This is a genomic window from Burkholderia sp. CpTa8-5 (genome assembly GCF_017815045.1).
GTDB lineage: Bacteria > Pseudomonadota > Gammaproteobacteria > Burkholderiales > Burkholderiaceae > Burkholderia > Burkholderia sola.
In genome coordinates, this window is record NZ_JAGIQD010000002.1 from 599,407 (window position 1) to 614,402 (window position 14,996).

Annotated in this window: 11 protein-coding genes; 1 reads left to right on the top strand and 10 read right to left on the bottom strand. The window is 67.8% G+C overall.

Annotated elements, in window-relative coordinates; genetic code table 11:
* Positions 1 to 88: 88 nt before the first annotated feature.
* The 10 genes from J8I35_RS06070 to J8I35_RS06115 form a co-directional block, all read right to left on the bottom strand.
* Entirely contained in the window at positions 89 to 427 is a 339-nt protein-coding gene (locus tag J8I35_RS06070) for a hypothetical protein (protein WP_235356134.1), read from the bottom strand.
* A complete protein-coding gene (locus J8I35_RS06075; RefSeq protein ID WP_209924762.1) occupies positions 424 to 1,116 on the bottom strand; it encodes a response regulator in 693 nt (230 codons plus the stop codon). Before J8I35_RS06075 ends, J8I35_RS06070 begins: the two co-directional genes overlap by 4 nt.
* Before the next feature lie 101 nt (positions 1,117 to 1,217).
* Positions 1,218 to 2,648 carry an efflux transporter outer membrane subunit gene (locus J8I35_RS06080; protein WP_124593236.1) on the bottom strand — a complete coding sequence of 477 codons (1,431 nt, stop codon included), beginning with the start codon at positions 2,646 to 2,648 and terminating at the stop codon, positions 1,218 to 1,220.
* A 4-nt stretch (positions 2,649 to 2,652) separates the two neighbouring features.
* A complete protein-coding gene (locus tag J8I35_RS06085) occupies positions 2,653 to 5,796 on the bottom strand; it encodes a multidrug efflux RND transporter permease subunit (protein WP_209924763.1) in 3,144 nt (1,047 codons plus the stop codon).
* Between the two features lie 20 nt (positions 5,797 to 5,816).
* Complete coding sequence (locus J8I35_RS06090; RefSeq protein ID WP_209924764.1) at positions 5,817 to 6,977, bottom strand: efflux RND transporter periplasmic adaptor subunit; 1,161 nt, start codon at positions 6,975 to 6,977, stop codon at positions 5,817 to 5,819.
* 401 nt (positions 6,978 to 7,378) lie between these two features.
* Positions 7,379 to 7,990 (bottom strand): ankyrin repeat domain-containing protein, encoded by a 612-nt coding sequence (locus tag J8I35_RS06095; RefSeq protein WP_209924765.1) that lies wholly within the window; start codon positions 7,988 to 7,990, stop codon positions 7,379 to 7,381.
* Between the two features lie 77 nt (positions 7,991 to 8,067).
* The gene (locus J8I35_RS06100; protein WP_050011319.1) at positions 8,068 to 9,603 is read right to left on the bottom strand and encodes a catalase; all 1,536 of its coding nucleotides are present in this window, start codon (positions 9,601 to 9,603) and stop codon (positions 8,068 to 8,070) included.
* A 235-nt stretch (positions 9,604 to 9,838) separates the two neighbouring features.
* Positions 9,839 to 11,326: an efflux transporter outer membrane subunit gene (locus J8I35_RS06105; RefSeq protein WP_209924766.1), complete on the bottom strand. Its 1,488-nt coding sequence runs from the start codon at positions 11,324 to 11,326 to the stop codon at positions 9,839 to 9,841.
* A 13-nt stretch (positions 11,327 to 11,339) separates the two neighbouring features.
* On the bottom strand, positions 11,340 to 12,929 hold the full coding sequence (locus J8I35_RS06110) for an MDR family MFS transporter (protein ID WP_050011317.1): 1,590 nt from the start codon (positions 12,927 to 12,929) through the stop codon (positions 11,340 to 11,342).
* Positions 12,922 to 14,040, bottom strand: coding sequence for an HlyD family secretion protein (locus J8I35_RS06115; protein WP_209924767.1), 1,119 nt, complete (start codon positions 14,038 to 14,040; stop codon positions 12,922 to 12,924). The genes J8I35_RS06110 and J8I35_RS06115 overlap by 8 nt, the downstream gene beginning before the upstream one ends.
* A gap of 91 nt (positions 14,041 to 14,131) precedes the next feature.
* Here J8I35_RS06115 and J8I35_RS06120 point away from each other — a divergent pair, with 91 nt between their 5' ends.
* Complete coding sequence (locus J8I35_RS06120; protein WP_050011315.1) at positions 14,132 to 14,968, top strand: CerR family C-terminal domain-containing protein; 837 nt, start codon at positions 14,132 to 14,134, stop codon at positions 14,966 to 14,968.
* Positions 14,969 to 14,996: the final 28 nt, after the last annotated feature.

A 14,996-nucleotide genomic window follows, 5' to 3' on the forward strand; every position in this document is an offset into this window, starting at 1 on the left:
GCATTTTGTAATGTTCGAAACCGGTAACGCAGGTAATGCCGAAAGCGACTCGCCGATCCTTTCCGATGCGTGTTGAAACGGCCGTTCGTTATCGAGGAAATGTTCGAATCGCCGGCGCCTGTCGTTCGGCTACCTGAAGGTCTTCGACGCACCGGAACAGCGCGTCGACGTGCTGAAGCAGCGCGTCGTGAGAGGCAGCGTGCGCATCGGTGGCGAGCACCTTGATGGCGTCGAGCCGGGTTTGGAGTTCAGTGAGCTGGGTGCGCGTGACGCGGTTGCGGCCGGCGACGGGGGCTGCCGCATCAGGTGGATTCGTCGATTGCATTGGATGAGTCATCTCATTGAAGTGCTCGATGAAGCGCGCGAGGTCGGCCGGGCAGCCGTCGCGGGAAACCGTGCGCGCCGACCGATCGCCGGCCACGATCACTGCGCGCCCCGCAGCCGGTAGCCGACGCCGCGCATCACTTCCGGCATGCCCGGTGCGCCGGCCTGTTCGAGTTTCTTGCGCAGCCTGCAGATGTGGCTGTCGACCGTGCGTTCCAGCGCGCTCACGTCGGCCATGCACGCATCGAGCAACTCGCCGCGCGTGAACACGCGGCTCGGCGATCTCGCCATGTGCGCGAGCAGCCGGAACTCCGTCAGCGTCAGCGTGATCGGCACCTCGGTGTCAGCCGTGCGCACGCGGGCCAGATAGCTGTCGGTATCGATCTCCAGGTCGCCGACGCGCAGCATGCGCAGGGCCGGCGGCGCGGCGGACCGGCGCAGGATCGCGCGCAACCGCGCGACGACCTCGGCCGGGTTGAACGGCTTGACGATGTAGTCGTCCGCGCCGGCGTGCAGCGCCTGCAGCCGGTCGAGGTCGCGATCGAACGCGGTGACGATGACGACGGGCGTGTTGTCGCGCCGCCGCAGCTCGGCGAGCACGTCCCAGCCGTTTTTCTGCGGCATCTTCACGTCGAGCAGGATCAGGTCGGGCTTCAGGTGCGGCTGCATGTCGAGCACCGCTTGGCCGTGGGCGACGCGGCAGGTGCGAAAGCCGTCGCGTTTCAGGTACGCATCGAGGATGTCCGAGATGTCGGGCTCGTCTTCTGCAATCAGTATCAGGGAATTCGTCATGGAGTGTGCCGTGCGATGTCGAGCAATCGGGGCGGCCCATTGCCGGGCGCGGGGCGCGCCGTTCTGCCACGCTGCTGCGCGGGCGGAGCGGCGCCGTTCGTTCAGTTCTGCACCACGTGCTTCGACGGTGCGACGTCCTGGTCCGTCAGGCCGCCGCCGAGGGCCTTGTACAGCGCAACGGCATTGCCGAGCTCGCTGCGGCGCAGGTCGAGCAGCGCCTGCCGTGCCGCATAGAGCTGCCGCTGCGAATCGAGCAACTCCAGCCGCCCCTCGACACCGGCGCGATAGCGCAGGTTCGACAGGTCGGTGCGGCGCTCGGCCGAGCCGACCACGCGCGTCTGCGCGTCGATCTGGCGGCCGAAGGTTTCGCGTCCGGCGATGCCGTCGGCCACTTCGCGGAACGCGGCCTGGATCGCGCGTTCGTATTCGGCGACCGCGCCGGACTTGCGCACTTCCGCGAGGCGCAGCTCGGCACGCAGCCGGCCGCCCTGGAAGATCGGCACCGTGACCTGCGGCGCGAAGCTCCATACGCGCTGCCCGCCGTCGAACAGGCTGCCCATCGCGGGGCTGAGGAAGCCGATCGACGACGTCAGCGACAGGCGCGGGAAGAACGCGGCGCGCGCGGCGCCGATGTCCGCATTCGCGGCGACGAGGTTTTGTTCGGCCTGCTGGATATCCGGGCGACGGAACAGCAGTTCGGACGGCAGGCCGGCCGGCAATTGCGTCATCACCGGTTGCTGCTGAAGCGGCAGCGGCTCGGGCAGATCCTTCGGCAGTTCGGCGCCGACCAGCACGCGCAGCGCATTGCGCGCCTGCTCGACGGCGCGCGTGCGCGCTTCGAGATCGGCCGTCGCGCTCGCGACCTGGCCCTCGGCCTGCGCGATGTCGACGCCGCTCGCCTGATGCGCTTCCTTCAGGCGGCGCGCGAGATCGAGCGACTGCTGCCAGTCGGCGAGCGTGCGCTCGGACAACTGGCGTTGCTCGTACGCGAGGCGTTCCGCGAAGTACGCGTCGGCCACGCCGCCGACGAGCGAGATCTGCACCGCGCGGCGGCCGTGATCGGTCGCGAGGTAGCGTGCGAACGCGGCATCCGACTGCGACTTCACGCGGCCGAACAGGTCGATCTCGAACGCGCTGATGCCGACGTTCACGCCGTACTGGTTCTGCGTCGTGCCGAACAGCGGCGGATTCGACTGCGTGTCGTCCGACGTACGCTGGCGCGTGAAGTTCGCGCCGGCGCCGATCGACGGCAGCCGCGCGGCGCGCTGGATGCCGTACTGCGCCTCGGCGGCCTCGACGTTCAGCGCCGCCACGCGCAGGTCGCGGTTGTTGTCGAGCGCGAGCTCGATCAGGCGCTGCAGGCGGCGGTCGCCGAACATCGTGCGCCAGCCGAGGTCGGCGGCATTCGCGTCGAGATCGGCGGCCGCGGCGGCGGTGTAGGCCGTCGGCACCGGCATCGAGGGTTTGACGAGCGTCGGCGCGAGCGAGCAGGCCGACAGCGCGAGGACGAGGGGAAGAATAAGCAATCGCATGGCATCAACCTTCCTGTCCGTGAGTCGGGGCGGCCGGCTGCTTGCGGGACGCACGCCATGCGCCGATGCGCTCCTGGATGCTCATCACGAACACAAAGAAAACAGGGACGAAGAAAATGGCCAGGACCGTCGCGGTCACCATGCCGCCGAACACGCCGGTGCCGATCGCATGCTGCGTCTCGGCGCTGGCGCCGGTCGCGATCATCAGCGGCACGACGCCGAGGCCGAACGCGAGCGAGGTCATCAAGATCGGGCGCAGGCGCAGCTTCGACGCCTGCACGGCTGCCTCGATCAATCCCTTGCCTTCCTCGCGCAACTGCTTCGCGAACTCGACGATCAGGATCGCGTTTTTCGCGGACAAACCGATCACGGTGATCATCCCGACCTTGAAGAACACGTCGTTCGGCAAGCCGCGCAGCAGCACCGCGCCGATCGCGCCGATCAGGCCGAGCGGCACCACCAGCATCACCGACAGCGGAATCGACCAGCTTTCGTACAGCGCGGCGAGCACCAGGAACACGACGATCATCGACAGCACCATCAGCATCGGCGCCTGCGACGCCGACTGGCGTTCCTGCAGCGACTGGCCGGTCCACTCGACCGCGAAGCCCGGCGGCAGTTGCGCGGCGAGCCGTTCCATCTCGGCCATCGCCGCGCCGCTCGACTGGCCGGGGGCGGCGGTGCCCGAGATCCGTGCGGACGGATAGCCCTTGAAGCGCACCATCTGCAGCGGCGTGTCGGCCCACACGGGGCGCACCACCTCGGACAGCGGCACCATGCCGCCGGCCGCGTTGCGCACGTACAGCTTCATCACGTTGTCGATCTGCATGCGCGCCGGCGCGTCGGCCTGGATGATCACCTGCTGCATGCGGCCTGCGTTCGGGAAGTCGTTCACGTAGGTCGAGCCCATCGCGGTCGACAGCGTGTCGCTGAGCGTCGTGAACGACACGCCGAGCGCCTGCGCCTTCGCGCGGTCGATCTCGAGGCGGATGCTCGTGCCGGCCGGCAGGCTGTCCGGGTACACGCCGGTCACGACCTTGCTTTGCGCGGCGAGTTCGAGCAGCTTGACTTCCGCTGCCTTGAGCGCGGCCGTGCCCTGGTTCGCGCGGTCTTCCAGGCGCATCGAGAAGCCCGAGCTGTTGCCGAGCTCGTCGATCGCCGGCGGCAGCAGGCTCATCACCGTGCCTTCGGTCACGCCGGCCATCGCCTGCTGCGCGAGCATGCCTTCCTCGAGCGTCGATGCGCCGCCGCGGTTCTTCCAGTCCTTCATCACGGACCAGTTGATCGCCGCGTTCGGACCCTGGCCCGAGAAGCCGTAGCCGATCACGGAAATGCTCGACTGGATTGCCGGACGCGAAGCAAGATGCTTCTCCAGCGTGTTGACCACGTCATGCGTGCGCTCGGCGGTAGCGTCCGCGGGCAGCAGAAAGCTGGTGATGAAGTAGCCCTGGTCCTCGTCCGGCAGGAACGACGACGGCAGGCTGCGGAAACCGAACACCAGTGCGCCCGCGATTGCGACGAACACGAGCATCACGCGGCCGGTGCGGCCGACCAGGCGGCCGACGCGCGTCTCGTACCAGGTCGTCAGGCGATCGAAGCGGCGGTTGAACCAGCCGAAGAAGCCGCGCTTTTCGTGATGGCCCGGTGCGAGCGGCTTGAGCATCGTCGCGCACAGGGCCGGCGTGAGCGTCAGCGCCAGCAGCGCGGAGAACAGGATCGACACGGCCATCGACAGCGTGAACTGCTTGTAGATCACGCCGACCGAGCCGCTCGCCATCGCCATCGGCAGGAACACCGCGGTCAGCACCAGCGTGATGCCGATGATCGCGCCGGTGATTTCCTTCATCGCCTTCGACGTCGCGTCCTTCGGCGACAGTCCTTCCTCGGCCATCAGGCGCTCGACGTTCTCGACGACGACGATCGCATCGTCGACGATGATGCCGATCGCGAGCACCATGCCGAACATCGTCAGCACGTTGATCGAGAAGCCGGTCAGCAGCATCACCGCAAAGGTGCCGAGCATCGCGACCGGCGCGACGATGGCCGGGATCAGCGTATAGCGCACGTTCTGCAGGAACAGGTACATCACGAGGAACACGAGCACCATCGCCTCGAACAGCGTGGCCAGCACCTTCTCGATCGAGATCTTCACGAACGGCGACGTGTCGAGCGGGATCGAATAGCTCATGCCAGACGGCATCGACTTGCTCAGTTCAGCCATGCGCGTGCGGATCGCGTCTGCGGTCTTCACCGCGTTGGCGCCCGGTGCGAGCTGGATGCCGGCGAGGGTGGCCGGCTTGTTGTTCTCGCGGCTCACGAACATGTAGTTTTGCGAACCGAGTTCGACGCGCGCGACGTCGCCGAGCACGACCTTCGAGCCGTTCGCGTTCGCGCGCAGCACGACCTTTGCGAATTCCTCCGGCGTCGCGAGCTGACCTTGCGCGGTCAGCGGCACGGTCACGCGCTGGCCCGGCAGCGCGGGCAGCGCGCCGAGGCTGCCCGGCGCGATCTGCACGTTCTGCTGGCCGATCGCGGTCGTCAGGTCGTTCATCGACAGGCCGAAATTGATCAGCTTCTGCGGATCGACCCAGATGCGCATCGCGCGCTCGGAGCCGAATTGCAGCACGCGCCCGACGCCGTCGATGCGCCGCAACTCCTCGGACACGCTGCGCGCCATGTAGTCGGCGAGCGCGCCTTCGTCGAAGCGGCCGCTGTCGGAGCGCAGGCCGATCAGCATCAGGAAGCCGGACGATGCGGATTCGACGATCAGCCCGTTCTGGCGCACCGCGGCAGGCAGGCGCGGCTCGATCGACTTGATCTTGTTCTGCACGTCGACCTGCGCCATCTCGGGATTAGTGCCGGGCTTGAACGTGACGGTGATCTGCGCGCCGCCGGACGTGTCGGCCGACGATTCGAAGTACAGCAGGTTCTTGACGCCGGACAGTTCGCGCTCGATGAGGCTCAGCACGCCGTCGTTCATCGTCTGCGGCGTGGCGCCGGGATAGGTTGCGGTGATCGTGACGGACGGAGGCGCGACCGACGGATAGCGCGCGACCGGCAATTGCGGGATCGCGATCAGCCCCGTCAGGATGATGAAGAGCGCGATCACCCACGCAAACACCGGGCGTCGGATAAAGAATTCAGCCATGGCTGGAGGCTCCTCGTGACTCAGTGCGCGGACGCGGTGGCGGCCGCGTCAGGCGACTTCCAGTCGGTCGCGGCCGCCGGCGCGCCGTCGGTCAGGCGTTCCATGCCTTCGACGACGATCTTCTGGCCGGCCTGCAGGCCCGACTTGATGCGGTAGCTGCGGTTCGTCAGTTCGCCGACCTCGACCGCCTTCAGGTGCGCGATGCCCTTTGTGTCGAGCACCCACACCTGCGGCTTGCCGCCGGCGCGCACGATGGCCTGCTGCGGCACCATCACCGCGTTCGCGTAGTGCGCGCGCGGAATCCGGGCACGCACGTACATGCCCGGCAGCAACTGGCGCTTCGGGTTGTCGACCAGCACGCGCAGCAGCACGTCGCCGGTGCCCGGATCGACGTTGACGCCCGAGAACAGCATGCGGCCCTTCACGTCGTAGCGGGTGTCGTCGTCGCGCAGCACGTCGACCGGCAGGCCGTTGCGGTCCGACGCTTGCGGCTGCGACGCGAGCGCGCCGCGCAGCGCTTCGAGCGACGCGGCCGGCTGGCGCACGTCCACGTACACCTGGTCGATCTGCTGGATGCGCGCCATCGGCTGGCTGTCGCCGCTCGACACCAGCGCGCCTTCGGTCACGAGCGCCTGGTCGATGCGGCCGGCGATCGGCGCTTCCACGGTCGCGAACTTCAGGTCGAGCTGGCGGCGCGCGAGCGTCGCGCGGGCCTGCGCGACGTCGGCCGCGGCCTGGTCGCGTTGCGATACGGCGTCGTCGTACACTTGGCGGCTGATCGCATCGGCCTCGACGAGCGGCTTGAAGCGTGCGGTCTGCACCTTCGCGCGTTCGAGCGCGGCCTGTGCCCGCTGCAGCGACGCGGCGGCGGTATCCATCTCGGCCTTGAACGGCGCCGGATTGATCTGGAACAGCGGCTGGCCCACGCGCACTTCGGTGCCTTGTTCGAACAGCCTGCGCTGCACGATGCCGCTCACCTGCGGCCGGATCTCGGCCACCCGCACGGCCGCGACGCGGCCCGGCAGGTCTTCGGTCACGTCGACGCGCATGGCGGTCACGGTCATGGCCGCGACCGGAGTGGCCGGTGCGGCGGCCTGCTGCTCGGCCGGCCCGCAACCCGCCAGCATCGCCGCCGCCAGCGCGCATACGGCGCCGTGGCAGCATCGTTTCTGATTCTTCATAGCGACTCCAGGAAGCGCAGGCAGCCCACTGCCTGCTTTGACGGGGCGGAGTGTGCTTGGATTAGTTGGGGGCTTTGATGCGGAAAGATGGAGATTCGATGGAGGCGGCGAAAGGCGCCGAAAGGAGGGGGAGCCGAAGCGGAACGCCCGGACGAACAGGGGGCGGCGCGGTGTTCATGCGCGCGGTGTTTCGGCTCGATGCGCGCGTCGGTTCGCGTTGGTGTTTAAAGATCGAGCCGGCAGGGCGGCCGGGCGGACTGGCCGACGAGGCGGTGCGTCTGCGCTGGCTGGCGACGACGGGACCGCTGGGCGCACACGTGCGCGACAGGGCGTGGGCATCGCGTGATGGCGACGCGGATGGAGGTCAGCGAATGGGTCGCGCCATTTGACGCGTAGTCGCGCTACTGTTTTGCGCCGGCCTTCCGCAGTGCGTCCGCGGCATACATGTTGTCGTGCGTCAGCGCGAGCTGAAGCAGCGACTGGCCGCGCCGGTCGACATGGTTCGGATTCGCGCCATGCGCGACGAGCAGCGGAATCAGCTCGAAGCGGTTGAACAGCGTCGCGAACCCCAGCGCGGTTTCGCCGGCGCCGTTCGTCTGGTCGATCGGGCAGCGCGTGTCGATCAGGCGTCGCGCGATGTCGGGTTCGTTCTTGAACAGCGCACCCATTAGTGCGGTGTTGCCGTGACGATCGCCGGCGCACGCATCGGCGCCGACCGACAACAGGTAGTCGAGCGCCGCGGGCTGGCCGTCGTACGACGCGAGGATCACGGCCGTGTAGCCGTGGCTGTCGGTGGCGTTGACCGGATAGCCGGCGTCGTGCAACGCGCGCAGGATATCGACGCGGCCGACGCGCGCCGCGTCGAACCAGTCGTCGTCATAGCGGCGCAGCGCGGCAGGGTCGGCCTTGCCGTATGCCGGCCGGTCGGGCAGGTGCGCGCAGCCGGCGAGCGCGGCCAGCGCGAGCGCCGCCGCGGCCGCGCGGATCGCGTGGGTGAAGCGGTTGGATCGCATGGGGAAGTCCTGATGAAGGGATCGGGCCGACGTGCGCGGCGTGAGCGCACACGTCGACCGCGGCCGGTGTCGCGAGATCAGTTGTCGCTCAGCTTCGCTGCGAGCGACTGCACTTGCTGGACGTTCGCGTGAACGGCCTGCGCGAGACGCGTGCCGTAGTCGGCGTCGGCCTTGTAGAAGTACGACAGCATCGCGTACTGGTTCTGCGCGTTCTTCACCTGGCCGAGGTCGCCGGACAGCGCGGTGACGAGGTCGTCCTTGTCCTGCTGCGACAGGCTGCGGTAGTACTCGCCCGCCTGACGGAACGGCAGCTTCTTGCGGATCGCTTCCTGCTGCGTCGTGCCGCTCAGCGCCATGCGGACCGACTTGTACTGCGGATCCTGCGCGAGTTCGTTCAGCGTCGACGGTTCGTAATTGACCTCGCCCTTGCGGTCGCCGGCATTCATCTTGCCGTCCTGGTTGTTGTTGACGACCGGCACGACCGGGCGGTTGATCGGCAGATCCATGTAGTTCGCGCCGAGCCGGTACAACTGCGTGTCGGCGTACGCGAACAGGCGATCCTGCAGCATCCGGTCTTCGGACGGTTCGATCCCCGGCACGAGCCGCGACGGCGCGAACGCCGATTCCTCGGTCGACTGGAAGTAGTTGTCGGGCACGCGGTTGAGCGTCATCGTGCCGATCTTGCGTTCAGGTACGCCGGTCCACACCTTCGTGTCGTCGAGTGCGTCGAAGTCGAAGCGGTTCAGGTCTTTCGGCGTGAGCACCTGCACGTACAGGTCCCACTTCGGGAAATCGCCCTGTTTCAGCGCGCCGTACAGATCGTTCGTCATCAGGTTCCAGTCGCGACCGATCGATGCGGCGATTTCTTGCGGGCGCAGGCCGTGCACGCCTTGCTGGCTCTTCCAGTGGAACTTCACGTAATGCACGTCGCCTTGCGCATTGACGAACTTGAACGCATGCACCGCGAAGCCGTCCATGCGGCGATACGAATCGGGCATGCCTTCGTCCGTGTACAGCCGCGTCAGCATGTGGGTCGCTTCGGGCGTGTGCGCGAAGAAGTCGAACGCGAGGTTCGGGTCCTGCACGCCGGTCACGGCGCTCGGTTTGTTCGCGTGCACGAAGTCGGGGAACTTGATGCCGTCGCGAATGAAGAACACCGGCCAGTTGATGCCGACCATGTCCCAGTTGCCCTGCTGCGTATAGAACTTCACCGCGAAGCCGCGCGGGTCGCGCGCCTGCTCCGGCGAGCCGCGATAGCCCATCACAGTGGAGAAGCGCACGAACACCGGCGTGCGGGTGCCCGGCGTGAAGACTTTCGCTTTCGTCAGGTCGGAGATGTCGGCGCTCGGCACGAACTCGCCGAACGCGCCGGTGCCGCGCGCATGCACGACGCGTTCCGGAATGCGTTCGCGATCGAAGCGCTGCAGTTTCTCGATCAGCGCGGAGTCCTGCAGCAGTACCGGGCCGGCCGGGCCGGCCGTTTGCGAATTCTGGTTGTCGCCGACGGGCGCGCCGGTGTCGCGCGTGAGTTCGGCGGCGTACGGAGAGGCGGAGAGTGCGACGCAGATCGCGGCGACTGCGTGCCGCAGCACGCGATGGGAAGATGAGGACATGACGATGGAACTCCTTGAATCCGATCGGTGGTGGGGAAGCCGACTGAATTAGAAGAGATCGTCAGACGATTGGCTAATTGATATTCGATATGTTTTCGATAGCCGTGGGGCGATGCGGTGCGAGCCTGTTTGTTGCGCAAGAAACCAAGCCGTATTGTTGCGCGCGCAATGAGTTATTGCCGGATTGTTTCGATGAGGATGATGTATCGGCCGTGCATGATTTTCGGCCGCGCAGTCAACCGGCGCTTGCCTGCCATCCGAGCCCGAGGCTCTTCTGCACCGACACATAGTCCTTGATCAGTTCGGCCTGCCCGGCGATCACGTTCTGCTGCGCGGACAGCGCTTCGCGTTGCGTATCGAGCAGGTCGATCATCGACGCGACGCCCGCGCGATAGCGCTGGTCCATCAGCGTGCGCGAATGCACGGCCGACGTCTGCACCTTCGTCAATGCGACGACGTGCTCGCGCTGATGCCCGTAACGCTGCAGTGCGGTATTGGCGTCCTGCAACGCACCGAGCACGGCCTTCTGATAATTCGCTTCCGCTTCGTCGCGCGACGCTTCGGCTGCGCGCACCGCGCCGCGCGTACGCCCGAAATCGAGAATGTTCCATTGCAGGTAGGGTGCGCCCACCCAGGTGAAATTCTGCTTGCGGAACAAATGGCCGGGGTCGGTCGCGCTGAAGCCGAGATCGCCGAGCAACGTCACCTTCGGGAAATAGTCGGCGACGTGTTCGCCGATCTGCGCATTGCTCGATGCGAGCCGGCGTTCGGCCGCGCGGATGTCGGGGCGCTGTTTCAGCAGCGTGGCCGGATCGCCGATCGCGACGCTGCCGGGCAGCGTCGGCAATGCGGCGTCCGGAGTCGACAGCGCGGCGTCCAGCGCGCCCGGCGCGCGGCCCGTCAGGATCGCGAGCCGGTCGAGCGATTCGGTCACCTGGGCATCGAGCGGGATCAACGACGCGCGGGTGTTCTCGACCTGCGTGGTCAGCCGCTCGATGTCCGCATCGGCCGCGACGCCGCGCGCGCGCCGCTGCCGCGTGAGTTCGAGCATCTGCTGCTGCAATTGCGCGGTGCGCCGCGACAACGCGAGCCGTTGCTGCTGGTCGCGCAGGTCGACGTACGCATTCGCGACTTCGGCCGCGATCGACACCTGCGTGTCGGCGAGATCGGCATCGACGGCCTCGGCTTGCGCGGACGCGGCTTCGACCGCGCGGCGCGTGCCGCCGAACAGGTCGATTTCCCACGTCGCGTCGAAGCCCGCCGAATAGAGTTGCAGCGGGCCCTCGCCGCCGAGCGACGGCGACGTGCCGCCCGATTGTTCCGAGCCGTTCGACGGCAGCAGCGAGCCGAGCGCGCCGACGTCCGGTTCGCGCATGCGGATGGCCGCGACGGTGGCCGACGATTTCGGCATCTGCGCGGCGCGCTGTTGCGAGAGCTGCGCGCGCGCCGCGCGCAAGCGCGCTTGCGCGGCGTGCAGGTCGGGGTTGTACACGAGCGCGGCAACGATCAGCTCGTCGAGCTGGCGATCGTTCAACGCGTGCCACCACGCGCTCGGCGCGGGCGCGGCGGTGTCGACGCCGGTGGCAGGCGCACGCACGAAGGTCGGCGCATCCGGCGCGGCGGGCGCGCCGCGATAGTCGGGGCCGACCGTGCAGCCGGCGAGCAGGCACGCGGCCGCGCACAGGGTGAGCACGGGGCGGCGGGGCAGGGAGAAGGATTTCATCGCGTATGACGGGTCAATGGCCGGACGACATCGGTTGCGGGCCGCGCGGCGGCGTTCTCAGCAGCAGCGCGAGCGGCACGCAGGCGAGCAGCGCGAGGCCCAGCAGATAGAAGGTTTCTGAATAGGTCATGACGACGGCCTGGATCTGGATCTGCCGCGCGAACTGGCCGAGCGCGCGCATGTTCGAATACGCGAGATCGCCGGTGTGCGCGAACCAGTTGGCCGCATAGGCCGACAGGCGATCCTGACCGATCAGCGAGTTCGCGCTCACCGATTCGCGCAGCACGGCCGTATGGAAGGTCGTGCGGCGGTCGATCACGGTGCCGATGATCGCGAGCCCGATCGAGCCGCCGAGATTGCGCGCCATGTTGTAGAGCCCGGCCGCGTCGCCCGAGTCTTCGCGCGCGACGGCCGCCATCGACGCCTGGTTGAGCGGCATCATCGCGAGCATCTGCGCGAGGCCGCGGATCAGTTGCGACCACACGAAATCGTGGCCGACGCTCTGCGCGGTCAGGCTGATGTCGAGCATGCAGCTCAGGCAGAACAGCAGCAGCCCGGTGATCACGAGGATGCGGAAATCGACCTTGCCGAGCAGGCGCGGCAGGATCGGCATCACCAGAAAGGCCGGCAGCCCCGACAGCAGCATGATCGCGCCGGCCTGTTCCGCGTTGTAGCCGGCGACGATCGCGAGGAACTGCGGCAGCAGGTAGGACACGCCGTACAGCCCGGCGCCCACCGCGGACACGATCACGATCACGCTCGCGTAACGCGGGTTGCGCATCAGCGACAGCCGCATGATCGGCCGCTTCGCGAAGCGCTGCGACAGCGCGATCAGGACCATCCCGACGAACGACACGACGCTTAGCGTGACGATCATCTGCGATTCGAACCAGCGTTCGCGCTGACCTTCCTCGAGCACGACGGTCAGCGAGCTCAGGCCGATCGCGAGGCCGAGGATGCCGAGCCAGTCCGCGTTGAAGAACGCACTCCATTGCGGGCGGTCCGACGGCAGGCCGAACACCAGCAGCGCCATCAGCAGCAGGCACACGGGCAGGTTCAGGAAGAAGCACCAGCTCCAGTTCACGTTTTCCGCGAGCCAGCCGCCGAGCACCGGACCGAACAGCGGCCCGAGCAGCACGATCAGGCCGAACAGCGTCATCCCGACCGGCAACTGCGACAGCGGCAGGCGGGTGCGGATGATCGTCTGCGCGGTCGGGATCAGCGCGCCGCCGGTGAAGCCCTGGCCGATCCGGCCGGCGATCATCATCGGCAGCGAATGCGACCAGCCGCACATCATCGAGAACGCGATGAACAGCGCGGAGTTCGTCAGCAGGAAATTGCGCAGCCCGAACACGCGCGTGAGCCACGCGGCGAGCGGGATCATCACGATTTCCGACATCAGGTAGCCGGTCGAGATCCACGTGCCTTCGGTGCCGGTCGCGCCGATTTCGCCCTGGATCTGCGGCAGCGCGGAATTCGTGATCGAGATGTCGAGCGTCGCCATCAGCGCGCCGAGCGCGCCGGCCGCGACCGCGATCCAGTCGGTCACGCTCGCGCGGCCTTCGTGCGGCGGCATGGGTATCGTGGCGGGCGTATCAGCCATGATGCTGCTCGTCGCGCACCGAGCGCGTATCGACGTCGACCGTCACCGACAGCCCGGGCAACAGCATGCGTTGCGCGCGAGCGTTCGCGGCGAGGCGGATGCGCACCGGCACGCGCTGGACGATCTTCGTGAAGTTGCCGGTCGCGTTCTCCGGCGGCAGCAGCGCGAACTGCGCGCCGGTGCCGGGCGCGAAGCTGTCGACGACACCGGACAGCGGGCCGTCCGGCAGCGCGTCGACGTGCAGCTCGACGGACTGGCCGATGCGCATGTTGCCGATCTGCGTTTCCTTGAAATTCGCGACGAGATAGATCGAATCGACCGGCACGACGGTCAGCAGCCGCGTGCCGGGCTGCACGTATTGGCCGACGCGCACCGTCCGGTCGCCGACGCGGCCCGCGAGCGTGCTGCGCACGATCGTATTGTCGAGGTCGAGCTGCGCCTGCGCGGCGCTGGCCTGCGCGGCCTCGAGCTGCGCGCGCGCCTGCTGGAGTTGCGCGGTGAACGACGCGATCTGCGTGCGGGCGGCGGCGATGGACGCGTTGTTCGCGGCGAGCGTCGCCGCCGCCTGGTCGCGCGTGCTCTTCAGGTCTGCCACGCGTTCGTGCGTTTCGGCGCCGGTCGCCGCGAGCGGCGCATAGCGCGTGTATTCGTCGCTCGCATGCTGCGCGTTGATGCGCGACACCTTCGCCTGCGCGTCGGCCTGGTCGAGATTCGCGCGCTGCTGGCTGATGTCGGCCTCGGCGCGCGCGATATCGGCGCGACGGGCGTCGACGGTCGCCTGCGCTTGCGCGAGCGCCACCTGGTACTGGCGGACATCGAGCCGCACGAGCGGATCGCCGGCCTTCACGGGCTGGTTGTCGCGCACGTAGACGTCGGTCACGTAGCCGGCGACCTTCGGTGCGGCGGTCATGCTGTCCGCCTGCAGGTACGCGTCGTTGGTGCTTTCGATGAAGCGGCCGACCGTCCACCAGCGGCCGAGCCACACCGCGCCGCCGACAGTCGCGAGCACGGCGACCGCGAGCAGGACGCGCCGCCTCGTTCCGCCGTTGCGAGGTTTTGTTCCGTTTTCCTGACGATCTGCTTTCTGTGGCGGGTCTTGTGGCGACGACATGCGGGATCCAATTTATTCCAAGTGGAAGAATTATTCCAGTTGATAAAATTGTGTCAAGTAGAATGTCGATCGAGCGAATGACGAGGAAGGCATGAACGAAGCGAAGAAGCTGCGCCGCACGTCGGCGGGCGGCTACGCGCGCGGCGACGAAACGCGCCAGCGGATCATCGAGGCGGCGATCGAACTGTTCGGCGAACGCGGGTTCGCGGGCGCGTCGACGCGCGAGATCGCCGCGATGGCGGGCGTGAACGCGCCGGCGCTCCAGTACTACTTCGAGAACAAGGAAGGCGTGTACCGCGCGTGCGTCGAGACGATCGCCGAGCACGGCTGGCAGGTGTTCGCGCCGGCGGTCGGCCATGCGCGTGCGATGCTCGACGCCCACGCGAGCGTCGATGCGCTGATCGATGCGTTCATCGGGCTGCTGCGGGCGCTGTCGGACCGAATGTTCACCGCGCCGAAGACGATGAACCAGCGGATGTTCTTCGCGCGCGAGCAAGGCGGCCAGGAACCGGCGAGCGCGAGCGAAATCCTGATGAAGCGCATGCGCAAGCCGCTGAACGACGTGAGCGCGGAGCTGATCGGCCGCATCTCGGGGCGGCCGGCCGACGATCCCGTCACGCGGTTGCGCGCGCTGAGCCTGTTCGGGCAGATCACGGTGTTCCACATCGCGCAGCGTTCGGCGCTGCAGTTGCTCGAATGGGACGCGTTCGAGGGCGAACGCGCGGCGTTGGTGACCGACACGATTGCCGACCAGACGCGCGTGCTGCTCGAGCAATGGCATGCGCAGCGCGATGCGGGGGCCGCTGGTCCGGAAACCGCCGCGAAGCGCGGGCAGGGTGCCGCGGCGAAACGACGTGCGGCGAAGCCGGGGGCCGCACCGCCCGCCGCGAAAAGCACGGCGCGCGTGAAGAAGCCCGCCGCGCGTTGAGCGCCGCCGGTCACCGGCCCCGGGCGAT

Bases quoted from the DNA above. Each gene is read 5' to 3' on its own strand.
- J8I35_RS06075 (WP_209924762.1), bottom strand. From the start codon at position 1,116: ATGACGAATTCCCTGATACTGATTGCAGAAGACGAGCCCGACATCTCG.
- J8I35_RS06080 (WP_124593236.1), bottom strand. From the start codon at position 2,648: ATGCGATTGCTTATTCTTCCCCTCGTCCTCGCGCTGTCGGCCTGCTCG.
- J8I35_RS06085 (WP_209924763.1), bottom strand. From the start codon at position 5,796: ATGGCTGAATTCTTTATCCGACGCCCGGTGTTTGCGTGGGTGATCGCG.
- J8I35_RS06090 (WP_209924764.1), bottom strand. From the start codon at position 6,977: ATGAAGAATCAGAAACGATGCTGCCACGGCGCCGTATGCGCGCTGGCG.
- J8I35_RS06095 (WP_209924765.1), bottom strand. From the start codon at position 7,990: ATGCGATCCAACCGCTTCACCCACGCGATCCGCGCGGCCGCGGCGGCG.
- J8I35_RS06100 (WP_050011319.1), bottom strand. From the start codon at position 9,603: ATGTCCTCATCTTCCCATCGCGTGCTGCGGCACGCAGTCGCCGCGATC.
- J8I35_RS06105 (WP_209924766.1), bottom strand. From the start codon at position 11,326: ATGAAATCCTTCTCCCTGCCCCGCCGCCCCGTGCTCACCCTGTGCGCG.
- J8I35_RS06110 (WP_050011317.1), bottom strand. From the start codon at position 12,929: ATGGCTGATACGCCCGCCACGATACCCATGCCGCCGCACGAAGGCCGC.
- J8I35_RS06115 (WP_209924767.1), bottom strand. From the start codon at position 14,040: ATGTCGTCGCCACAAGACCCGCCACAGAAAGCAGATCGTCAGGAAAAC.
- J8I35_RS06120 (WP_050011315.1), top strand. From the start codon at position 14,132: ATGAACGAAGCGAAGAAGCTGCGCCGCACGTCGGCGGGCGGCTACGCG.